Origin of the sequence: Hymenobacter norwichensis DSM 15439, from assembly GCF_000420705.1 — a bacterium.
In the GTDB taxonomy this organism is placed as follows: Bacteria; Bacteroidota; Bacteroidia; order Cytophagales; family Hymenobacteraceae; genus Hymenobacter; species Hymenobacter norwichensis.
This window is the reverse complement of sequence record NZ_ATVL01000011.1, coordinates 96,450-118,934: the sequence shown is the minus strand read 5'-3', so window position 1 is coordinate 118,934 and position 22,485 is coordinate 96,450. Positions and strand designations below refer to the sequence as shown.

Annotated in this window: 15 protein-coding genes; 12 read left to right on the top strand and 3 right to left on the bottom strand. The window is 57.1% G+C overall.

What is annotated here, in order from left to right; translation table 11 throughout:
- The 6 genes from ybeY to G536_RS0121120 all read left to right on the top strand — a co-directional run bounded on the left by ybeY (position 1) and on the right by G536_RS0121120 (position 6,404).
- Entirely contained in the window at positions 1-492 is a 492-nt protein-coding gene (gene ybeY, locus G536_RS0121150; protein ID WP_022825603.1) for an rRNA maturation RNase YbeY, read from the top strand.
- 167 nt (positions 493-659) lie between these two features.
- The gene (locus G536_RS0121145; RefSeq protein WP_026880447.1) at positions 660-1,388 is read left to right on the top strand and encodes a GNAT family N-acetyltransferase; all 729 of its coding nucleotides are present in this window, start codon (positions 660-662) and stop codon (positions 1,386-1,388) included.
- A 241-nt stretch (positions 1,389-1,629) separates the two neighbouring features.
- The gene (gene mnmG / locus G536_RS0121135) at positions 1,630-3,498 is read left to right on the top strand and encodes a tRNA uridine-5-carboxymethylaminomethyl(34) synthesis enzyme MnmG (protein WP_022825600.1); all 1,869 of its coding nucleotides are present in this window, start codon (positions 1,630-1,632) and stop codon (positions 3,496-3,498) included.
- Positions 3,499-3,615: 117 nt separating this feature from the next.
- On the top strand, positions 3,616-4,509 hold the full coding sequence (locus G536_RS0121130) for a class I SAM-dependent methyltransferase (protein WP_022825599.1): 894 nt from the start codon (positions 3,616-3,618) through the stop codon (positions 4,507-4,509).
- 6 nt (positions 4,510-4,515) lie between these two features.
- Entirely contained in the window at positions 4,516-4,746 is a 231-nt protein-coding gene (locus G536_RS0121125; RefSeq protein WP_022825598.1) for a hypothetical protein, read from the top strand.
- Positions 4,747-4,781: 35 nt separating this feature from the next.
- Positions 4,782-6,404, top strand: a complete 1,623-nt coding sequence (locus G536_RS0121120; RefSeq protein WP_022825597.1) for an Ig-like domain-containing domain — start codon at positions 4,782-4,784, stop codon at positions 6,402-6,404.
- A 42-nt stretch (positions 6,405-6,446) separates the two neighbouring features.
- On the opposite strand, the gene G536_RS29255 is transcribed toward G536_RS0121120, so the two are convergent.
- Positions 6,447-8,942 carry a TonB-dependent receptor gene (locus tag G536_RS29255; RefSeq protein WP_022825596.1) on the bottom strand — a complete coding sequence of 832 codons (2,496 nt, stop codon included), beginning with the start codon at positions 8,940-8,942 and terminating at the stop codon, positions 6,447-6,449.
- A gap of 1,131 nt (positions 8,943-10,073) precedes the next feature.
- Here G536_RS29255 and G536_RS0121110 point away from each other — a divergent pair.
- Together G536_RS0121110 and G536_RS0121105 are read left to right on the top strand one after the other, a co-directional pair.
- Positions 10,074-10,565 carry a DUF4385 domain-containing protein gene (locus tag G536_RS0121110; protein WP_022825595.1) on the top strand — a complete coding sequence of 164 codons (492 nt, stop codon included), beginning with the start codon at positions 10,074-10,076 and terminating at the stop codon, positions 10,563-10,565.
- Positions 10,566-10,711: 146 nt separating this feature from the next.
- On the top strand, positions 10,712-11,194 hold the full coding sequence (locus tag G536_RS0121105; RefSeq protein WP_022825594.1) for a hypothetical protein: 483 nt from the start codon (positions 10,712-10,714) through the stop codon (positions 11,192-11,194).
- Between the two features lie 204 nt (positions 11,195-11,398).
- Here the strand turns inward: G536_RS0121105 and G536_RS0121100 are convergent, their stop codons facing one another.
- Entirely contained in the window at positions 11,399-12,802 is a 1,404-nt protein-coding gene (locus tag G536_RS0121100) for an inorganic phosphate transporter (protein ID WP_022825593.1), read from the bottom strand.
- A gap of 366 nt (positions 12,803-13,168) precedes the next feature.
- Here G536_RS0121100 and G536_RS0121095 point away from each other — a divergent pair, with 366 nt between their 5' ends.
- Positions 13,169-14,689: a glycine--tRNA ligase gene (locus G536_RS0121095; protein WP_022825592.1), complete on the top strand. Its 1,521-nt coding sequence runs from the start codon at positions 13,169-13,171 to the stop codon at positions 14,687-14,689.
- Between the two features lie 82 nt (positions 14,690-14,771).
- Here the strand turns inward: G536_RS0121095 and G536_RS0121090 are convergent, their stop codons facing one another.
- Positions 14,772-15,200 carry a hypothetical protein gene (locus G536_RS0121090; RefSeq protein ID WP_022825591.1) on the bottom strand — a complete coding sequence of 143 codons (429 nt, stop codon included), beginning with the start codon at positions 15,198-15,200 and terminating at the stop codon, positions 14,772-14,774.
- A 208-nt stretch (positions 15,201-15,408) separates the two neighbouring features.
- On the opposite strand from G536_RS0121090, the gene G536_RS0121085 reads away from it, so the two are divergent.
- The 3 genes from G536_RS0121085 to G536_RS0121075 all read left to right on the top strand — a co-directional run bounded on the left by G536_RS0121085 (position 15,409) and on the right by G536_RS0121075 (position 22,322).
- Positions 15,409-17,847: an efflux RND transporter permease subunit gene (locus G536_RS0121085; protein ID WP_022825590.1), complete on the top strand. Its 2,439-nt coding sequence runs from the start codon at positions 15,409-15,411 to the stop codon at positions 17,845-17,847.
- Positions 17,848-17,988: 141 nt separating this feature from the next.
- Positions 17,989-21,396 carry an isoleucine--tRNA ligase gene (gene ileS / locus G536_RS0121080; RefSeq protein WP_022825589.1) on the top strand — a complete coding sequence of 1,136 codons (3,408 nt, stop codon included), beginning with the start codon at positions 17,989-17,991 and terminating at the stop codon, positions 21,394-21,396.
- 260 nt (positions 21,397-21,656) lie between these two features.
- Entirely contained in the window at positions 21,657-22,322 is a 666-nt protein-coding gene (locus tag G536_RS0121075) for a lipoprotein signal peptidase (protein WP_022825588.1), read from the top strand.
- Positions 22,323-22,485: the final 163 nt, after the last annotated feature.

Genomic DNA, 22,485 nt, shown 5'->3' with positions numbered 1-22,485 from the left:
ATGAACCAGCACCCGCCCGGTACCGAACACGAAATGAACAGCGGTTTGCCCCAAGATTCGCACGAGTCGCACGGAATTGAGTTTCTGGTGGAGGACGTGCCTTTTGAACTGGCCGACGCCGAGGCGCTGGGCTCCTGGATTGAGCGGGTGATAGAAGTGCATGAGTACGAGTTGGTGCAGCTCACCTACATTTTCTGCTCCGATGAATACCTGCACCGCGTGAACGTCGAGTACCTCGACCACGACACCTACACCGACGTCATCACCTTCGATAATGCCGATGACGCCGATATGATTGAGGGCGACATTTTTATATCGGTGGAGCGGGTGCGCGAAAACGCGCAGCAGTTGGGTATTCCGTTTATTGATGAGTTGCACCGCGTCATGATTCACGGCGTGCTGCACTTGTTAGGCTACGCCGATAAGGACTTAATCAGCCAGACCGCCATGCGGGCCAAAGAGGATTACTGCCTGTCGTTGCGCGCTTTTTAAGTAAATCAACCGTACTTTCACTGAGTGAAACGCCCGCCTTCCAGCGGGCGTTTTTTGCGTACCAGCCCTGTCATTCCGACGCAGGAGGAATCTGAGTGTAATCGTTCAATGGGTTTACTCAGATTCCTCCTGCGTCGGAATGGCAGTTGTACTTATTTACCTCTGCTATGTCTGCCAGTTCTTCCTACATGCCTGTTGTAAGCGGCCTCATGCTGGATTATTACCTGGGCCTGGGCTACTACCGCATGGTGCAGGACTTGTTCACCTGCCGCTTACTGGCCGTAGAAGGCGAATACCACACAGTGCACTGGCTCCGGCTGCGGCTAGCCGATGTGCAGTACGGCCCCGAGCAGCGGCGGCTGTTGCGCCTCAACGAGAAGTTTTCCGTTACAATCCGGCCGCTGCGCATCACACCCGAGTTGGAAGCCCTCTACGCCCTATACCGCAGCTCCATCACCTTCGACGCGCCGGAAACCGTGGATTCGTTTCTGCTGGGCGGGGCCACGCACAGCATCTTCACCACCGAGATGATTGAAATCCGGGACGGCCAGCAGCTCATTGCCGCCGGCATCTTCGATAGTGGCACCCGCACCCTGGCCGGCATCATGAACTTTTACGACCCCAGCTACCGCAAATACAGTTTGGGCAAGTACCTGATGCTGCTGAAAATCAACCACGCCCGCCAGTTGCAGACAACGTTCTACTACCCCGGCTACCTGGTTCACAACTACCCTAAGTTCGACTACAAGCTGTTCCCCAGCGTGGCAGCCACCGAAGTGTACGATTGCCTGAACAGCGAGTGGCTGCCGTTTTCGTGGGACGCTGTGGCCGCCCACTCAGCCAGCCTAATGGCCGAGATGCTCGATGAGGAACTAGGTGCCCACGACCCCGAGTAAACCACGCAACTCCGCGCAACAACCACGGCAACTACCTATCTTTGTACAGGTTTCTAGCAAGTTGCGCTTCGTTTTTCATTCCTGATTTCAACGGAAGGCCCGCCGCAACGCGGGCGTTTTTGCAGGTAACTCCCAGCACTAGCTCGGTGAGCTGCTGCTGTTGTTGAACGACCTGCGCGGCATTTGCTGTTAGTACCAACATTCCATATGCCTCGCCAAGCCGGAGCTTGGCGCTACTCTTATGTTTCAGCAAGAAGAATACGACGTTATTGTAGTAGGAGCGGGGCACGCGGGCTGCGAAGCCGCCGCCGCCGCCGCCAACCTGGGCTCCAAGGTCCTGCTCGTGACGATGAACATGAACACCATCGCGCAGATGTCGTGCAACCCAGCCATGGGGGGCGTGGCCAAGGGCCAGATTGTGCGCGAAGTGGACGCCCTCGGCGGCCAGTCGGGCATCATCACCGACAAAACGATGATTCAGTTTCGGATGCTGAACCGCTCGAAAGGCCCCGCCATGTGGAGCCCCCGGGCGCAGTCCGATAGGATGCGCTTTGCCGAGGAGTGGCGCAACACACTGGAGCAGACGTTGAACGTGGACTTCTGGCAGGAAGCCGTAACCGGCCTGCTGGTGGAAAATGATACCGTAGTCGGGGTGAAAACCCAGCTTGGCATCGAGTTCCGCAGCAAAGCGGTGGTGCTCACCAACGGCACTTTCCTGAACGGCCTGATTCATATTGGCGAGAAAAGCTTTGGGGGTGGCCGCGCTGCCGAGAAAGGCAGCACTGGCATCACCGAGCAGCTCAAGGAGCTAGGCTTCGAGGCGGGCCGCATGAAAACCGGTACTCCGCCCCGCGTAGATGGCCGCAGCCTCGACTACTCGAAAATGGAGGAGCAGCCCGGCGACGAGGTAGCCAGCAAATTCAGCTACTTGCCCACGCCGCCGCTGGTGAAGCAGCGCCCGTGCTACATCACCTACACCAACTCCGAGGTGCACGAAATCCTGCGCGAAGGCTTCGAGAAGTCGCCGATGTTCCAGGGCCGCATCAAAGGCTTAGGGCCGCGCTATTGCCCTTCGGTGGAAGACAAAATCAACCGCTTCGCCGACAAAGACCGGCACCAGATTTTCGTGGAGCCCGAAGGCTGGAGCACGGTGGAAGTGTACGTGAACGGCTTTTCGAGCAGCCTGCCCGAAGACGTGCAATACCGCGCCCTCCGCAAAATCGTGGGCTTCGAAAAGGCCAAGATGTTCCGCCCCGGCTACGCCATCGAGTACGACTTTTTCCCGCCAACCCAGCTCAACCTGACCTTGGAAACCAAGCAGGTGCGCAACCTCTACTTCGCGGGCCAGATCAACGGCACCACGGGCTACGAGGAAGCGGCTTGCCAAGGCTTGATGGCCGGCATCAATGCCCACAACCGGGTGCACGGCAAAGAGCCGTTCATCCTGAAGCGGAGCGAAGCCTACATTGGGGTGCTCATCGACGACCTGGTAAACAAAGGCACCGACGAGCCCTACCGCATGTTCACGAGCCGCGCTGAGCACCGCATTCTGCTGCGCCAAGACAACGCCGATTTGCGCCTGACGCCGCTGGGCTACGCGCTGGGGCTGGCTTCGGAAGAGCGGATGGAACTGGTGCGTGAGAAAGAGCGGCAGACCGCCGACGTGCTGGAAACGTTGCGCACCTTCGCCATCGAGCCCACCGAAATCAATGGTTTCCTGGCGGAGCTAGGGTCGGCTACCATCAGTGAGCGGACCCGCGCCATCAACCTGCTGCGTCGGCCCAACATCGAGTTGCCCAACCTGAGTAGCGTGCTGCCTGGCCTCACGCTGGCCTTGGCGCCGTACGGTCCCGAGGCCCTAGAGCAGGCCGTGATTCTGGTGAAATACGAAACCTATATCGAGAAGGAAAACCAGCAGGCCATCCGAGCCGCCGAGCTGGAAAACTTCGTGATTCAGGGCCGCCTCGATTATAAAGCCATGCCGGCTCTCTCGCACGAAGCGCGCGAGAAGCTGCTCAAGGTGCAACCCGAGACTATCGGACAGGCGGCTCGCATCAGCGGCGTTTCGCCCGCTGATATTTCGGTGCTCATGGTGTACCTTGGCCGGTAATTAGCAGAAGCTAGGAGCGAGAAGTTAGAAGTTAGGAGCACACTTGGTCTTTCAGCAGTGTAACCACCTATTTGCTAGCTTCTCGCTCCTAGCTTCTCTCTTCTAATTAAGAAAACAGTGTCGTACGAACGATTGGAGAAGTGCCCGGTTTGCGGCAAAACAGAGTTTCGCAACAAGCTGATAGTGGAAGACAAATCGGTGAGCAAGGAGAGCTTCGCCATTCAGCAGTGCGAGGCGTGCAGCTTTCAGTTCACCAACCCCCGGCCCGATGCCGCCCACATTGGCCGTTATTACGAGTCCGACGATTATGTATCGCACAACAGCGGGGCGGCGGGCGTTATCAACCAGGCGTACAAAGTGGCGCGGTTTTTCACGCTGCGCCGCAAGGTGGGCCTCATTAATAAGCTAGCCCCGCGCAAAGGTCGGCTGCTCGACTATGGGTGCGGCACGGGCCACTTTCTGGCCGCGGCCAAAACCGACGGCTGGCAGATTGCCGGTTGGGAGCCCAACGCCCGCGCCCAACAAGAAGCCTCAGAACGGGCCGGCCAGCCCATCGGCACCGAAAACCTGACCTCGTTTGAGAAAGGCAGCTTTGATGCCATTACGCTCTGGCATGTGCTCGAGCATGTGCATGAACTCAACGAAACGCTCCAGCAGCTCATTAGCCTGCTCAAGCCCGATGGGGTGCTACTCATTGCCGTGCCCAACGTGGATAGCCTCGATGCCCAACATTACCGGCAGGATTGGGCCGCCTATGATGTGCCGCGCCACTTATATCATTTCAATCTAAAAACCATGACCCAGCTGCTTAAAAAGCACAAGCTGACGGTCTTGAAAACACTGCCTATGGCGCTGGATGCCTACTATGTGAGTATGCTCAGCGAGAAGCACCGCGCCGAGCGGGGCGGCGGAATTGTATCGGTGTTGAAGGCCGGCTATGCGTCCAATCAGTACGCGGCCCGGCACGAAGGGCAGTATTCCAGTCTGATTTACGTGGCCGCTAAACGCTGAGTAATCATGCCCACGCCAGTCGTTTACGCTTTGGGAATTCTGCTGGTGTTGTGGGCAGTTCCGGGGCGGGCTGATGGGGTGTCCTTTGTACTTCTTACGCTGGCTTCACATACGGCGCAGGTAGGCGCGGGCGTTGCTGCTTCGGGCCGGCCTAACACCACCCAATGCTCTGCAGTAGTGCCTGATACCGAAGGCGAAACCACCCTGCAAAACCACTTCATTGACAGCGCTGGCTAGTGCCGTGCTGACTGTTTCCACGCTGCTGCTGTATAATGTCCGTTCGCGCTAATCTTTTTGTGTTGCTTGCTGCCGGGGCCGGCTTGGCAGGCTGTGCTTCCATCAGCTCGCCCACTGGCGGTGAGAAGGACATTATCCCGCCAAAGCTGGTTAGCTCCATCCCCGCCGATGGCACCCGCAATTACAAGGGCCAGGTAGTGCGGCTGGTGTTTTCCGAGTCGGTGCAGCTGAAAGACCTGACCAAGAACCTCATCATCTCGCCGGCGCTACCCGAGGACAACCCTTATAAGCTGCGCGAAGACCGTTCTTCCGTTTCGCTGCTGTTTGATAAGCCGCTTGAAGCCAATACCACCTACTCGTTCAACTTCGGCAACGCCGTAACCGACATCACCGAAAGTAACCCAGCCGTTAACGTAGCAGTAAGCTTTAGCACAGGCGCGGTGCTTGACTCGGGAGCGGTGCGTGGCACCGTGCGCGACTTGCTCAGCAACAAACCTGCTGATGCCGCCCCGGTGCTACTGTACCCGGAAGCTGATACGGCAGGAGTGCGCCGCGGCAAACCCTACTACCTGGCCCGCACCGAAAAAGACGGCAGCTACAGCCTCCGCAACCTGAAAGCGGGCCGCTACCGCATCTATGCGCTGGCCGACAAAAACAACAACACCCGCTACGACGAAGGCGAAAAAATAGCCTACCTACCCGACCTGATTACCATTGGGCCCCGGCCCGACTCGGTGAACCTGGTGCTGGTGCGGCCTGATTCGCGCCGGCCTACAGCCAGCAGCCGGCAGGGTTCGTTCAGCCAGTTTCGCATCAGCTATGGTGAGGGGCTGCAAACGGTGGCGCTTACGCCGCTAGGCAGCCCAGCTACGCCCCAGCTAAACGAGGCCGTGCAGCTTACCGAGCAGGGCCGAACCGTAGTGCTCTACCGCACACCGGCACTAGGAGAGAACCGCTACTTGCTGGCCGCTACCGACAGCGCCGGCAACACTAGCCGCGACACGCTGAACGTGAAATTCCCCGGCACCGCACCCACCCGCCGGCCAGCGGTGTACAGCGTGGAAGGCGCCCCACGCGACGTGTACCGGCAGGGTGAAGTGAAGTTTTCGTTTACCGAACCGGTGCGAGTAGCACCCGGCAAGCCCTTTGCCACCTTGCAGGAAGACTCCACCTCGGCCCGCCGCCCGTTGGTACTGCCTACCAATGGCATCCTCAGCCCCGACCGAACTCTGCTGACGATATTGCTGGATACCAAAGCCCAGAAAACCGTTACGCTCCGCCTCGATACTCTGAACCTGACCACCGTAACCGGCCAGCGGCTAGGCGCCCGGCCCCTGCGCCTGCGCGTGACGGACCAAGCCACCTACGGCAGCCTAGCCGGCACCATTACCACCAAATACAAGCGCTACGAAATCCAGCTGCTCGATCAGCAAAACAAAGTGGTAGCCAGCCTCGACAGCCCCAAAAATACCTTCCGTTTCGACAGGCTTCTCCCGGCCACCTATACGTTCCGGGTACTGATTGATGCCGATGGTGACGGCAAATGGCGCGGCGGCGACCCGAACCTGCTACTACCCGCCGAGCCCGTGTATCTGCATCCTAAGCCCGAGCAAGTGCGCGCCAACTTTGAAATAGAGGATATTCGGTTGGCTTTCTAGGGTAAGAAGAGGGTAGCACGTTAATCCGTTCCATGCTACTTATTAGCCGCCGTTTTCACCTTTTTTCTGATCGTCGTTGCGGATGCTTTTGTGCTGGCGGGCGGGGGTATCGGTGGTGGAGCCGAACTGGTAGTTGAAGCTTACGCGCACCGCCCGGTTGTAGGCGTACGTGTCGCTGCGCAGGTTGTAGCTGTCGGGCGCTACTATGTCGGCACGGAAGAGCATGGTGCGGTTGAAGGGGTTTTCGAGGTTGAGCGTGAGGCTGCCTTTCTTGTCGAATAGCTCCTTTTTCACCGACAGCGAATGAGTGTAAAACCCGCTGGCGTCGCCCTGCAACAGAATCCGCCGCGAGTTGATGTACACCGAGCCTTGCAGACTGTAGCCGTGGTCCAGCGTCCGGCCCGCCGAGAAGTTGGCGTTATACATCAGGCCCTGGTTGCGCAGGTTCAGGGCCGGGCTTTCTATATCCAAGTAAAAGGCGTTTACGGTAGCATTGAGGGTCCAAGCGGGGGTAGGCTTCGCCGAGCCCGTTACGCTCAGCCCATACGTGGCGCGGCGGCCCACATTCTCGAACGTGCTGTAGAGCACACTGGAGTTGGTGGTATCATCAGGAAAAATGCTACGGGCCGGCACCCGTGACCATACCTGCTGGATAGCGTTGTTGGTTTGCCGCCAGTAGCCCGACAGGTTAAGCGTGCTGGATTTGTGGCTGGTGCTGTAGCCCAGTTCGTAGGCATCGGTTAGTTCGGCGCGCAGGTTGGGGTTGCCCGACGAGGCCTGCCGGCCGTTGTTCACGTTCAGGTAGGGGTTGAGCAGCCAGATGTCGGGGCGCTGGATGCGGCGGGTGTAGCTCAACTTGACTTTCTGCTCCTTATCGGGCCCAAAATCTCGGGTGACTAGCACGTTCGGAATAACGTTGGTGTACTGCTGGCGCACCGTGGTAGTAGTATTGGCAAAGTCGCCGAACACGCGGGTGTGCTCTACGCGGGTGCCGGCCTTGAAGCTGTAGCCCGGTTTCAAATTGAAGCCGTAGGAAAGGTAGCCGGCGTACACGTTCTGCTGATAGTCGAACTCGTTGGAGCGGGCGGGTACCAGTACCAGGCCACGGCCGTTGAGGCTGTCGGCGGCAATAGTGTAGTCGCTGCCGGCGCGGCGCAGGATGGTTTTCGCACCCAGTTCCAGCAGCCCGGTGCTGTCGGTGGGTTGGGCGTAGTCCATCTGGAAGGTTAGCTCCCGGTTGCGGCTTACGTTGACGTTGGTTTCGCGGTAGTCCAATCCTTCGCCCCGGGTCTGGTCGAGTTCATACGCCTGCCGGCCCGAACTGGTGCTCAGCAAACCCAGCACACTCAGCTCCTGGCGCGACCGGCGGGCGGTGTGCGTATAGCCGGCATTCACATCAAGGCTGGGGAAGTGGTTATTCGCAAAAGGCCAATCAATTTGGCGGCGGTACACATCATCGGGAAGGGTAGGGGCGAAGTAGCTGGAACTGATGCTACGGGTGCTGTGGTAGCGAAACAGCTCGGTGTTGGCGCCCAGCGTAAGGGCATCCTGCTTGGTGAGGTCGTAGTCGAAATTCAGGCGGCCAGTCAGGCCCTGGTTGTAGTTGCGAGTGGCAGTGCGCTGGTTCAGTTCGGCCAGCTCGCCGGGGGCCAGCACGTCGGTGCGGCGTATTGCGCTGCGGTAGCGGTTGTAGTATGCTGCCACGCCCAGCTCCGAGGCTACTGTCAGTTTGCCACTTTGCTTGTTGAGGCTAGCATTGAGGCTATTGTTCTGGTTGCCGGTGGTGGCACTCACCGAGCCGGTAGTCCCCAACGCAGCATTCTTTTTCAGGACGATGTTGATGATGCCGCCCGAGCCCTCGGCGTCGTACTTAGCCGAGGGGCTGGTAATCACTTCCACGCTCTTAATCTGGTCGGCGGGCAGGCGGCGCAGGGCGTCGGCGAGGTTGTTGGCCAGCATGCCGCTGGGCTTACCATTCACAAGCACCCGCACGCTGGTGGAGCCGCGTAGTTCGGGGTTGCCATCGGGGTCGAGGCTGAGCATGGGCACTTTTTTGAGTACATCGGCGGCCGTACCACCGGTGTTGCTCTGGTCTTTCTCGGCGTTGTATACCAGCCGGTCGGCTTGATTTTCAATCAGCTCCCGCTGCCCCATCACTTTCACTTCGCCTAGCTGCTGCGCAGTAGGTACCAGTAGTAGGGTTTGGCTGAGCGTGGTGGCGCTTACCGGTACGTGGGCCAGGGTTTGGGTTTCAAACCCCACAAAACTCACGCTCAGCTGGTAGCTGCCGGCGGGCAATTTCAACAACGCAAATTCACCTTTTGTGTCGCACACGGTACTGGCTATCAGCTTGCTGGTACCCGGTGCCAACAAGCTCACCGTGGCAAATTCTACGGGCTGCCGGGTGGTAGCGTGCAGCACGGTGCCGGTCAGGCGGCCAGTAGCTACGGTGGCAGCCCCCACGGTAGGGGAGGGGAGCTGTGCGGCTACCGGCCGGCCTAGCCCGAGTAATACGGATACAGCAAGTACAAATTTCATAGGGCGTTGGCTTAGAAAACAGACGGAGGAAGGCACGCGCAGGAGTAGCCGCCAGCATAGCCGGCAGTGAGCAGGAAAGTCAGAAAGCGGAAAAAGCCTGCGCGCGGGGCGTATAATGCAGCCCGGTAAGACCGGCCGCTGGCGGGCAGCAGGTAGTAGTAGCGGCTTCCGTGGCGCTCAACGAGCCGGCTGGTGAGTTTTGCGGGAAGTTGAACGGAATACCGCCGCTTCCGCTGAACGTTACAGCTGTAGGCTACTTTTTTTATAGCCCGCCTCTTGGAAACCGGTCAGCAGGAGTTTTCTACGGATACTGGAAGTAACTTCCAGTAACTAAAAATACGGTTTTCAGCCTCCAAAAGCCCTTTCTAGTGATTGGCAGTTCTGAAGCGGCCAGTAGCTACCCCTACTGTTTAGTGAAAATTGAGGCTGTTTACTTTGTTGGCAGGCAGCTTTCCACAGGCCTCATAGCCATTTCCAGTTACTGAGGCCATTTCCAGGCGCTTATCCACACCAAATCCACAGGTTTATCCACTGCCCGAGGCCGTTGGGGCGTAACCTGTGGATAATGCGGGGGAAACCTGGGGATAACGCGTGTAGAAATAAAGGATAAGTTTTTTTGCGTGCGTCAACGGTTTAGCAGGGCACTTTATGCACCACCCCATGGTGGATAAGGGTGGATAACTTCACCGGCTTTTACACCTAATCCACACTGTGGATTTATGTGGATTGTGGATACGTGGACAAGCTATGTGGATAGTGAATAAGCCTGTTAATTATCTGTAAATCAATCCAATGATATGCACACACCCTGTTGATAGACGGTGTATAACTCCCGAGCTATGCACAAGTTATCCGCGGTGTGGATTACTCTCAATTGTTGTCCACTTATAAACACCCCTAACGACAGGGATAAAAAAGATTTCTTAAAATTTCTTCTTTTAAAAAGTTATTAACTGTGTGGACAAGTTGGCCGGCCTCAAAAAAAATGCGGGTGGCTTCCGCCGGGTGCTTGGGGCCCGAGCCCCCGCTCCACCACCAACCACTCCCGAAGAGGTGCCGAAACTGCGTGCGCCGGGCGCCACCCAATTCCACAGGGGCGCGTATACATCGTTCCGTTAGCCGGACCCCCTCATGCCCTTCGATTACACCCTCGATTTCCACACCCTCGATTTCCGGGAACACCCCGAACTATACCGCGTGGGCAAAGGCGAGCAGGGCGTGCTGCTGGTACAGCCCTATAAAGGCGAGATTCTGCCCCACTGGCGCTTCCGTACCCCCGAGGTGGCACAGGAGTCGGCTGATACCATCTACGGCTTGTTTGAGGCTTATTTAAAAGCCAACGACTTTGTGGGCGCCGACATGGCCCGCAAGTTTTTGCAAATGGGCTTCACTAGGTCCCGGCGCTACGCTAACCACCGCGGCGGCAAAAAGTACGACGGCCCGGTGCCCGACGACAAAAAAGGCCAGAGTGGTGCCCATGGCCGCCCCGAACTGCCCCGCGCCCCCGAAGACCCGGAAAAGGCCGAAGCCGCTGCTATTTTCAAGCGGAAGTGGGACGAAGCCAAGCAGCACCCCGACTACGTACAACAACGCACCGACTTTCAAGCCCGCTACGGGAAATGAGGTGCTACCTGTTGATATGTTGATTGGTAGTGCATCATCTCCGTAAAGCAGCGCACCAACAAGCAACATATCAACAATTATCAATCAGCACACACAACGAGTAGCCGTATCTTTACCACTCCACCACCACAACCACTGCTTCCACTATGAGCACCAATCCACAACCTTCCAGCACCGAAGAAAACGAAATCATTCTGGGTACGGGCATGGGCCCGTTGCGCTTCGGCGCTACCATGGATGAAGTGCGTGCCCTCATGGGTGAGCCCGAAGAAATAGAGGAATCAGAAGAGGAAGACGAGTTCGAGCACCAAGCCTGGAACTACCTCGAAGAAGGCTACTCCCTGTACTTCGACCGGGAAGACGATTACCGCCTGAGCTGCATCGAAACCGACCACCCCGGCATGCGCCTGTTTGGGGAGCTGATTCATGGTCAGTCGCCGGAGCAGATTCAGGAGCTGATGCGCAAGCAGGGCCTCGAAGCCAGCGAAGTGGAAAAGATGGATACCGGCGAAACCCGCGTATCGTACGAGAAGGAAATGATTGACTTGTACTTCGATGAAGACGAGCTCCAGTTTGTGAACTTTGGCGTCTTCATTTCGGAGGACTTGGACGTGCAGTGGCCTGCCTAACCCAGACTTATCCACAAAATATCCGTTTTTGCCTGTGGATAAGTGGATAACTGCCTTATTTATTAAGTATTTAGCTTTAAATATGTGTAAGGCACCTCATTTCACCAGGTAATAGTTTCTCGGTTTGAGAATCAAGGACATAGAAAAAGCCGCTCCCAACGGGAGCGGCTTTTGTGTTTAGCTGCGGTGGGTACCGGGCTCGGCTTAGTCGGCAATAGCGCGGAACAGCAGGAACAACCCACCCGACAGCACCATGGTAACCGGCAGCGTGAGCACCCAAGCCAGCGCAATGTTACGCACCATCTGAGGGTTCAGATTCTTGATGCCACGGTTGGCTACCATCGAGCCTGCAATGGCCGACGAGAGTACGTGCGTAGTGCTGGACGGCAACCCGTAGCCAGTGGTAACCCCAATCATGGCGGCGGCTACCAGCTCCGAAGAGGCGCCCTGTGCGTAGGTCAGGTGCTCCTTACCAATTCGCTCCCCAATGGTTTTTACAATGCGTTTCCAGCCCACCATCGTACCAATACCCAACGACAGCGCCACCATAAACGACACTTCCCACGGGGCGTAGTCGGTGAAGGTGCGCAGCTGGGTGATGCTGTCTTCATAGGTTTTGCGGTCAACGGTGCTCAGCGGTACCTTCTCGCTGGCCGTAAATTTCTTGGCCCGGTTTTGCAATAGCAGAATGGCTTTGCGGATTTCAAAGCGGGCTTGCTCGGGCAGTTGCTTCACGTCGGTTTTGCCGGCGAAAATCTGGTCGAGGGTATTGGTCTGAGCTTTGATTTCCGCCAGCAGCTTGCTGTCGGCGGCGCTGAGCGTGGTGGGGTCCACCTTGCCCATTACAGTTTCCACTTTGGCCAGCGAGCTGCGCATGTCCAGCGGATTCAGCTTTTGATTGAGGGCGAAGTGAATGGGTACGATGCCAATCAGAATCAGCATAATCAGGCCCACACCTTTCTGGCCGTCGTTGGAGCCGTGGAAGTAGCTTACCAGCGTACAGGTAGCCACCAGAATCAGCCGGATCCAAAGCGGTGGCGGCTTGCGCTTGTGCGGTTCCTTAAAGATGGCCTTGTTGGGCACGAAGCGCTTCAGCAAAAACATCATAATGATGGTGAGCGAGAAGCCGAACAGCGGGCTAATTAGCAGAGCCAAACCAGTTTCGCCGGCTTTGCCCCAGTTCACGGCCGCGCCCTGACCATCGGAGAGCAGGCTGAAGGCAATACCTACCCCCAAAATGGAGCCGATAAGCGCGTGCGACGACGACGAGGGTAGGCCGTAGTACCAGGTGCCCACGTTCCAGATGATGGCCGCCACAATGAGGGCACCCACCATGGCAATGCCATGGTACACGTTTTGGTCGACGAGGCTTTCCACGGGCAGCAGGTACACAATGCCCATGGCCACGCCAATGCCCCCGGTCAGAACCCCGATGAAGTTCCAGAACCCCGACCAGATAACGGCCACCCAGGGCCGCAACGCATTGGTGTAGATAACCGTGGCCACGGCGTTGGCCGTGTCGTGGAAACCGTTGACAAATTCGAAGGCACATGCCGCCACCAGACAGGCCAGCAGCAGCAGTAGCACATGAGGCTCTAAGCCAAACATACAGGTAGGATTAATGGAAATTCAGTTTTCAACAATCAAAGGTAGACTTACCCGTAAGGGAGGCAAGATTATGAAATTGTTAAGTAAGAACCGTTGGCACCCTCGTACGAAGCCGCTACAGGCAGAAAAAAGCAGTGAGTAAATGAAGGTGCCTGAACGGCAGGCAAATGCAGGATGCTGGTTCCGGAGTTGATATTTATATAGGCTGGCAGCCCGGTGCGCTTCGCCACCTACGTAGCTTCCACTACTTTTGCCGGCAAGCATTCCGGAGTGAGTACAGCGCGTTCATCGGACAACACAAGTTCGTGTAGGTCTGAGCGCCCACTCATCACCCAATCCTGACTACTAATTACTGTAATAAATAGCATGAGCAACGCCCCGCAGAAAGCTGCCCCTACTACCGAGGGTACCCTGGCCGAAATTGTTTCGCACGCCAAAGAGTACGGCTTCGTTTTTCCATCCAGTGAAATATACGACGGCCTATCTGCCGTGTACGACTACGGCCCAATGGGCGTGGAGCTGAAAAACAACCTCAAGCAGCTCTGGTGGCAGGCCATGACCCAGCTCAACCAAAACGTGGTGGGTATTGACGCGGCTATTTTCATGCACCCGCTCACCTGGAAAGCCTCCGGCCACGTGGATGGTTTCTCGGACCCCATGATTGATAACCTCGACAGCAAGAAGCGCTACCGCGCCGATGTACTGCTCGAAGACAAGGCCGCCGAATACGAAAACGCCGGTGATAAACCCCGCGCCGATGCCTTGCTGGCGGAAATGGGCCGCTTGCTGACGGCCGAAGATTTGGCTGGCGTCAAGCAACTCATCATCGAAGAGAAAATTCTGTGTCCGGTTTCCAAAACCGGCAACTGGACCGATGTGCGCCAGTTCAACCTGATGTTCAGCACCCAGGTAGGCGCCGTGGCCGACGACTCCAGCAAGATTTACCTGCGGCCCGAAACTGCGCAAGGCATTTTTGTGAACTTCCTGAACGTGCAGAAGTCGGCCCGCATGAACATTCCGTTCGGTATTGCGCAAATCGGCAAGGCGTTCCGCAACGAAATTGTGGCCCGGCAGTTCATTTTCCGCATGCGGGAGTTCGAGCAGATGGAGATGCAATTCTTTGTGCGCCCTGGCACCGAAGGCGAATGGTACGAGCACTGGAAAGCCACCCGCCGTGCCTGGCACGAGGCTATGGGTATCCCTACCAACAAGCTGCGCTTCCATGACCACGATAAACTGGCCCACTACGCCAAGGCGGCAGTGGACATCGAGTATGAATTTCCGTTTGGTTTCAAGGAAATTGAAGGTATCCACTCGCGTTCCGACTTCGACCTGAGCCAGCACCAAGCCCTGAGCCGCAAAAAGCAGAACTACTTCGACAACGACATCAACCCCGAAACCGGCAAAGCCTACGGCAACTACGTGCCTTTCGTGGTGGAAACCTCGGTGGGGGCCGACCGGCTATTTTTGGCCACGCTCTGCCAGGCGTTTCAGGAGGAAACCATTACTGAAGGCGAAGGGGAGGAGCAAAAAACCAAAACCCGCAAGTTCCTGAAGCTGCACCCCGCCGTGGCGCCCGTGAAGGCGGCCATCTTCCCACTGGTGCGTAAGGACGGTATGCCCGAAAAAGCCACTGAGATATTCAACGCCCTGCGCCACGATTTCCGGTTGGTGTTGGAAGAAAAGGACGCCATTGGCAAGCGCTACACCCGCCAGGACCTCATCGGTACGCCGTTCTGCATAGTAGTGGATGGCCAAACTTTGGAAGACAACACCGTCACCGTCCGGCACCGCGACTCGCGCGAGCAAACCCGCATGCCCATCTCCGAGCTGCACGCCTACATCGGGCAGGCCGTGAGCTTCGCTCGCATTTTCGAGAAGCTGTAGTGTCGTTAAGTTGCCAAAAACAGAAAGGGCCTTGGAGTTATCCGAGGCCCTTTTTAGTTGGTGGTTGAAAATTCAGGGTTGCTTACTGACTGCTGAGCCAATGAGTGGCTTCGTGGCGCGAGGTGAAGTAGTTGAACTCCACCTGGGCCGGCGGCAATGCCATAGCCGACGCCGCCAGCATGTTGCCCACTTGGTACTCGTATTGGCTTTCCGACACCACCGCCGCCACAAATAAGGAGCGGTGCGGGTGTGCCAGCAAAGCCTCGGTCAGAGGCAGAAGAATCTGCTCAGTATCGTCGGTAGGAGGAGCGTTGCGTTTCAGGTCCAGCAGCAGCTTATCCACATTGTTTTGCACCATTTTATCCAAGGCCTGCTGGTAGGCAGTCTTGAACGAAGCCGAGAGCCGGGCGGCGCTGTAGCTAAGGTGTAGCATATCGGAAGCAGGGTGATAAGCAAGCAACGCTTCCGGCGTTTGAAACAAGGTCATCCAGAATAAGTGGTACGTTTTCATCAGCAAAATGCAATGCAATGCATTTGCAATGTGCTGAAATAACGTGTCTTACGATTTTATAGTGTCAAAAAGTTGCTTTCAAACGCAAATTAATTTCCAGTTCCAGCAAACTATCTGACCTCAAGCGTAGTGCGCCCGCCAATTTGCCAAGGAAAGGAGTCCGCCAAGCTGCGGCGGGTTGCGTACCTTTGCTGCATTTTAGCAGCCTATGTGGAGCAAACTAGCCCTATTCGTCATCAAGAACCGGCGGATTCTGATTCTGCTGCTGGCCGCCCTGACGGTGTTCATGGGCTGGCAAGCACGCAAAGTGGAAATGACCTACGACTTTGCCCAGGTGGTCAGCCCCGACGACCCGGACATGGTGTATTTCCAGCAGTTCAAGCGCACCTTCGGCGAAGACGGCAACGTGCTCGTGCTGGGCATGCAGGATAGCAGCGTGTACAAGCTGGGTAACTTCAACGAACTACGCGCCCTCACCGACACTCTGAGCAAGGTGGAAGGCGTGAGTGGGGTGCTGAGTGTAACGCGCCTACCCAAGCTGGAAAAAGACACCGCCACCAGCACCTTCCGGGCGCTGCCCATCTTCCGCCGCGCGCCCCAAAGCCAGGTGGAACTTGATTCGCTGATGCGGGTGGTGAATGCGCAGGAGTTCTACAAAGGCCAGCTCATTAGCCCCACCACTGGTGCCACGCTGCTGGCCCTCACCATGGACCCCAAGTTTCTGAACTCCAGCAAGCGGGAAGGGGTGATGCAGGAAATCCTGGGCCACGCCGACCGGTTCCAGACGAAAACCGGCATCAAAATGCACTACGCCGGCCTGCCCTACGTGCGCGCCACCATGACCACCAAAGTAGCTGCCGAAATGAAGCTCTTCGTGGGCCTCACGGTGCTGATGATGGCCGTCACGCTGTACATGTTCTTCCGCACGTGGTCGGCGGTGGTGTTTCCGTTGCTGATTGTGCTGGTGGTGGTGGTGTGGTGCCTGGGTACGATGGTACTCATGGGCTACAAAATCAACCTGCTCACCGGCCTGATTCCGAGCATTATCATTGTAATCGGCATCCCGAACTGCACCTATCTGCTCAGCCGCTACCACTACGACTACCGCAAATCCGGCAACCAGGTGCTGGCAATGGCGCGGGTGGTGCGCAAAATCGGCCTCGTGACGTTGATGAACAACACCACCACGGCCATTGGCTTCGTGGTGTTCTGCTTCACCAACATTGCCATTCTGTTCCAGTTCGGGGCGGTGGCCACCATCAACATCTTCGTGGCGTTTGCCATGTCGTTTATTTTGATGCCGATTGTGTTCACCTACCTGCCGCCGCCCACGGCTAATCAACTGCAACACCTCGAAGCCAAGCCGCTTACCAAGCTGTTGGAGTTCTTTGACTACCTAGTATTGGAGCGCCGCCAGACAGTGTACATCACGGCCGGCGTGCTGATTGTGCTGGCCTCGTTCGGGGTGAGCAAGGTGCAGTCGGTGTCGTACATGGTGGACGATTTGCCCAAGGATTCGTCGGTGAATTCCGACCTCAAGTTCTTCGAGCAGCACTTTAATGGGGTGATGCCGCTGGAAATGGTGGTAGATACCGGCAAGCCCAAAGGCATTCTGAAGCTGAAAAACCTGGAGAAGATTGACCGGCTTGAGAAGTTCCTGCGCACCCAGCCCGAACTCACCACGCCCGTTAGTATTGTCACGGCCTTGAAAGCCAGCACCCAGGCCTTCTACAACGGCAACCCCGAGTATTATCGCCTGCCCGACAATTCCGAGAAAAACTACGTGCTCAGCTACCTAGCCCGCTCCCAGTCGGCCAACAACGGGGGCAACGGCGAGATGATGCAGAAGCTGCTTCGGTCCTTCACTGATTCTACCGGCCAACGGGCCCGTATTTCTTTGAAGATTGCCGACATCGGCTCCCACAACTTGGATACCCTGCTGGCCAAGAAAATCCAGCCCGAAATCAAGCAGATTTTCAACGGTACGGGCATGGATGTGAAGCTAACTGGCACCACCATCCTGTTCACCAAAGGCAACGAATACCTGATTGGTATGCTCAAAGAAAGCCTGCTGATTGCCTTCGGGCTGGTGGGCCTGGTGGTGCTCATTCTGTTCCGCAGCATCCGGGCGGTGTTTTTCACGCTGCTACCCAACTTCTTCACGCTGCTGCTCACGGGCGGTATTATGGGCTACTTCGGTATCCCGCTTAAGCCTAGCACGGCCCTCATTTTTAGCATTGCGCTGGGTATTGATGGCGACAATAGCATCCACCTGATTGCCAAGTTCCGGCAGGAAATGGCCATCAACGGCCAACGGGTACAAGCCGCCATCAGCACCACGCTGTCGGAAGCCGGTACCAGCATGATCTACACCAGCATTGTGCTGTTTCTAGGCTTTTCGGTGTTTGCCTTCTCAGAGTTTGGCGGCACTAAAGCGCTAGGGCTCCTGATGTCGGCCAGCTTGCTGATTACCAACTTCTCGAACCTGATTCTGCTGCCTGCGTTGCTGGTTACCTTCGAGCACGGTAAAGACGAAACCATCGACCAGTCCTCCATTCGCCACTATGACGACGAATACCACGAGGAAGACGACGATTTCGAGCTGAATCTGAACCGGATGCAGGTGCAGCCTAAACTGAACGGTTAACATAAAAGAACGTCATGCTGAGCGTAGCGAAGTATCGCGCTTGCTGACACAGGATTACCAACTTAACATCAGCACGCGAGATGCTTCGGCAAGTGGACGCCAGATCAAGCATGACGTTCTGATACAACGACTTTCCCAACAATGAACTACCCCGAATACAAGCAACCGCTCAACTACGGCCAGGTCGGTACCGATATCTTGGCGTGGTGGAAGCAGAACGGCATCTTTGAGAAGAGCGTGAGTTCCCGCGAAGGGCAGCCCACGTTCGTGTTTTATGAAGGCCCACCGTCGGCCAATGGTGCCCCCGGTATCCACCACGTCATGGCCCGGACGGTGAAGGACATCTTCTGCCGCTACCAGACCTTGCTAGGCAAGCAAGTGAACCGCAAGGGCGGCTGGGACACCCACGGCCTGCCCATCGAGCTGCAAGTGGAGAAGGAGCTGGGTATCACCAAGGAGGATATCGGCAAGAAAATCAGCATCGAGGAATACAACCAGCGCTGCCGCGAAACCGTGATGCGCTTCAAGGCCCAGTGGGACGACCTCACCGAGAAAATGGGCTATTGGGTGGACCTCGACGACCCCTACATCACCTTCGAGCCCGAGTACATCGAGAGCTGCTGGGCCCTGCTCAAGAAGCTCTACGACAAAGGCTACCTCTACAAAGGCTACACCATCCAGCCTTACTCCCCGGCCGCCGGCACCGGTCTGTCGTCGCACGAGCTGAACCAGCCCGGCACCTACAAGGACGTAAAGGACACGACCATCGTGGCCCAGTTCAAGGTGAAGCAAGACGAGAAATCCGAGAAGCTGTTTGCCGCCGGTGATGATGCCCCGCTGTACATCCTGGCCTGGACGACTACGCCTTGGACGTTGCCGGCCAACACGGGTTTGGCCGTGGGCAAGAACATCAGCTACGTGCTGGTACGCACCTTCAACCCCTACACCTACGCGCCCGTTCGGGTGGTATTGGCCGAGGCGTTGGTTGGCAAGTACTTTACCGAGAAGGGGAAAGATGCCTCGCTGGAAGACTTTAAAGCCGGCGACAAAGTGCTGCCGTGGCGCATCGAAAATTCCTTTAAAGGGTCTGACCTCGTCGGCATCAACTACGAGCGGCTGTTCGGTCAAGACAAAGGCTTCCCGGCTTTTGAAGGGGAGGAGCGCGCCTTCCGCGTAATTTCCGGCGACTTCGTGACCACCGAAGACGGTACCGGCATTGTGCACATCTCGCCCACCTTCGGCGCCGACGACTTCAAGGCCGCTCAACTGGCTAACGTACCTGCGCTGCTTGTGCCCGATAAGGATGATCCTAACAAGAAAGTACCTGTAGTGGACCGGACCGGCCGTTATGTAGCCGAAATGGGCGAGTTTGGTGGCCGCTGGGTGAAGAACTACGACGGGCACGACCAAAGCGGCGCCGACTACAAAACCCTCGACGAAAGCATTGCCATCCGCATGAAAGGCGACGGCACGGCCTTCAAAGTGGAGAAGTACGAGCACACCTACCCGCACTGCTGGCGCACCGATAAGCCCGTGCTCTACTACCCGCTGGACTCCTGGTTTATCAAGACCACGGCGGTGAAAGATCGGCTCATCGAGCTCAATAAAACCATCAACTGGCAGCCTGCCAGCACCGGCACTGGGCGCTTCGGCAACTGGCTGGAAAACCTGGTGGACTGGAACCTGAGCCGCTCACGCTACTGGGGCACGCCCTTGCCCATCTGGCGCACGCAGGATGGCACCGAGGAAATCTGCATCGGTAGCATTGCCGAGCTGAGCGCCGAAATCGACAAGGCCGTAGCGGCCGAGGTGATGACGCACAACCCCATTGCCACCGGCGAAATGAAGGATTTGCACCGCCCCTACGTGGACGATGTATTTCTGGTAAGCACCAGCGGCCAGCCCATGTACCGCGAAACCGACCTCATCGACGTGTGGTTCGACAGCGGAGCTATGCCCTACGCGCAGTGGCACTACCCGCTTGAAAACAAGGCGCAGTTCGAGAAGAATTTCCCCGCTGATTTCATTGCCGAAGGCGTGGACCAAACCCGCGGTTGGTTCTTCACGCTACACGCCCTGGCGGTGATGTTGGAAGACTCGGTGGCCTACAAAAACGTAATGGCCAACGGCTTGGTGCTGGACAAGAACGGCAACAAGATGAGCAAGCGCCTCGGCAACGCCATCGACCCGTTCACGACCATCACCCAGTTCGGCCCCGACGCTACGCGCTGGTACATGATTGCCAACGCCCAGCCTTGGGACAACCTCAAGTTCGACCTGAACGGCATCACGGAAGTGCAGCGCCGCTTCTTCGGCACGCTCTTCAACACCTACTCGTTCTACGCCCTCTACGCCAACCTTGATGGCTTCCAGGCCCGCGAATTCGACCGGGTGCCGTACGCCGAACTGAGCGAGCTGGACCGCTGGATTCTGAGCAAGCTCCAGTCGCTGATTGTGGAAGTGCGCGGCTATTACGACGGCTACGACCCTACCAAGGCTGCCCGAGCCATCCAGGATTTCGTGACCGACCAGCTTTCCAACTGGCACGTCCGTCTCTCACGTCGTCGTTTCTGGAAGGGTGAGCTGACCGCCGATAAAAAGGCAGCCTACGAAACCTTGCAGGAATGCCTCGTGGTAGTAGCGCAGCTCATGGCTCCGATTGCGCCCTTCTTTGGCGAGTGGCTCTACCAAAACATGACGGGCGGCATGCGCGAAGAAGCTGTAGCTAAGAACACGCCCCTGGCCCCCGAATCGGTGCACCTCACGCTGCTCGTAGAAGCCGACCAAACCCGCATCGACAAGGCCCTGGAAGAGCGGATGGAACTGGCTCAGCGCATTTCTTCGCTCACGCACTCCATGCGCAAGAAGTCGGTGCTGAAGGTGCGCCAGCCGTTGCAGCGCATCCTGGTGCCGGTGTTCAACGACACCACACGGGAGCAAGTAGGGCTGGTAGAAGACCTGATTTGCGCCGAGGTGAACGTGAAGCATGTGGAGTTCCTCGACGATACCAGCGGGGTGCTGGTGAAGTCAGTGAAGCCCAACTTCAAGCGCCTGGGCCAGCAATACGGTGCCAAGCTGAAAGCCGTGGGTGCCCGCATCCAGCAGATGAGTGCTGAGGAAATCAGCACCCTCGAAAAGACCGGTCAGCTGGCCGTGGAAATCGAAGGGGAAGCCTACACCCTGGCTCCCGACGACGTGGAAATCCGCACCCAGGATTTGCCCGGCTGGCTGGTAGCCACCGACGGCCCCCTCACCGTAGCTCTCGACGTGACCCTGACCGACGAGCTGCGCCAGGAAGGTGTGGCCCGCGAACTGGTAAACCGCCTCCAGAACCTGCGCAAAGACAGCGGCCTGGAAGTGCAGGACAAAATCCGGGTAACGCTGGGCGTGCAGCCTGAGCTGGAAGCCGCCGTGCAGTCGTTTGGTAGCTACATCCGCGAGGAAGTGCAAGCCCTGGCCCTGGATTTCGCACCCGAAATCAGCGGCGGTTCGGTGCTGGAATTTGATGAGTACAACGTGCCCGTGCAGCTGGAAGTCGCAAACGGCTAACACTCAGGTGCCAACCGCCGCCTTGAAAACGGCGGTTGGCATACCGGCGCACAAAGTGTATTGCAACCCCGCAAAATCAGCTCAAAACAGCACAAAGCCCGCTCGAAATAAATACCAACGGCACAGAAGAAAGGTAGGACCCTTGGGCAGCGAAGTCCAAAATTCTGCGTCACTTTGTGCTAGGAGAGGAGGGAAGCCCCGGCCTGACAGCATGTCAGGCTACAGCCCACTTCTCGCTTCTCACCTCTCAGCTTTACGAAATGAAATACTGGAAATATTACCTGGTGGCGCTGCTGGTCATCCTCATTGATCAGCTCTCGAAGTGGGCCGTGCACCACTATATGCAGCCCGGCATGGGGGGCGAAGTTCCCGTGTTTGGTGACTGGTTTAAGCTGCACTACACCACCAATCCGGGCATGGCTTTTGGCTTCGAGCTGCCGCCGCCGTACGGTAAGATTGTGCTGACGGTGTTCCGGTTGATAGCTGTGAGTGGCATCACTTACTACATCTATCGGCTGTGGAAGCACCGTGCCCCGGCCGGACTACTGGTGTGCATTGCCCTCATTTTGGGTGGCGCCATCGGCAACTTGGTCGATTCCATCTTCTATGGTGTGGTATACGGCCCGGCACTCACGGTGTACGGTGCGCCTACGCCTTGGCTGCACGGGCAGGTGATTGATATGCTGTTTGTAGATTTTCCCGACGGTTTCTTCCCGTCGTCTTGGCCGCTGGTGGGGGGCAAGGTCATTCCTGACTTCCCCATTTTCAACATTGCTGACTCGTCTATCTTCATCGGCGTGGCGCTCATCCTGCTCAACCAAACCCGTTTCTATGGGCATCAGTACGAGGAAGCCAAGCCCCTAGCCGCCGAAGACACCGAAGCTGCCCAGTCCCGCCGCGACGCGGAAGCTCGGGAGGTAGTGTAAACAATAGATTTTAGAAGCCTAAAACGGCCCGCTGGAATAGTCCAGCGGGCCGTTTTTATGTAGATTAATGCTGTAGAGACGTGATACTTGGCGTCTCCCATCGGAACGATTCACCTAGAGCGGCACCATAGCGACCAATCTCAGCAACAACGAGACGCCAAGG

Bases quoted from the DNA above. Each gene is read 5' to 3' on its own strand.
- ybeY (WP_022825603.1), top strand. From the start codon at position 1: ATGAACCAGCACCCGCCCGGTACCGAACACGAAATGAACAGCGGTTTG.
- G536_RS0121145 (WP_026880447.1), top strand. From the start codon at position 660: ATGTCTGCCAGTTCTTCCTACATGCCTGTTGTAAGCGGCCTCATGCTG.
- mnmG (WP_022825600.1), top strand. From the start codon at position 1,630: ATGTTTCAGCAAGAAGAATACGACGTTATTGTAGTAGGAGCGGGGCAC.
- G536_RS0121125 (WP_022825598.1), top strand. From the start codon at position 4,516: ATGCCCACGCCAGTCGTTTACGCTTTGGGAATTCTGCTGGTGTTGTGG.
- G536_RS0121120 (WP_022825597.1), top strand. From the start codon at position 4,782: ATGTCCGTTCGCGCTAATCTTTTTGTGTTGCTTGCTGCCGGGGCCGGC.
- G536_RS29255 (WP_022825596.1), bottom strand. From the start codon at position 8,942: ATGAAATTTGTACTTGCTGTATCCGTATTACTCGGGCTAGGCCGGCCG.
- G536_RS0121110 (WP_022825595.1), top strand. From the start codon at position 10,074: ATGCCCTTCGATTACACCCTCGATTTCCACACCCTCGATTTCCGGGAA.
- G536_RS0121105 (WP_022825594.1), top strand. From the start codon at position 10,712: ATGAGCACCAATCCACAACCTTCCAGCACCGAAGAAAACGAAATCATT.
- G536_RS0121100 (WP_022825593.1), bottom strand. From the start codon at position 12,802: ATGTTTGGCTTAGAGCCTCATGTGCTACTGCTGCTGCTGGCCTGTCTG.
- G536_RS0121095 (WP_022825592.1), top strand. From the start codon at position 13,169: ATGAGCAACGCCCCGCAGAAAGCTGCCCCTACTACCGAGGGTACCCTG.
- G536_RS0121090 (WP_022825591.1), bottom strand. From the start codon at position 15,200: ATGAAAACGTACCACTTATTCTGGATGACCTTGTTTCAAACGCCGGAA.
- G536_RS0121085 (WP_022825590.1), top strand. From the start codon at position 15,409: ATGTGGAGCAAACTAGCCCTATTCGTCATCAAGAACCGGCGGATTCTG.
- ileS (WP_022825589.1), top strand. From the start codon at position 17,989: ATGAACTACCCCGAATACAAGCAACCGCTCAACTACGGCCAGGTCGGT.
- G536_RS0121075 (WP_022825588.1), top strand. From the start codon at position 21,657: ATGAAATACTGGAAATATTACCTGGTGGCGCTGCTGGTCATCCTCATT.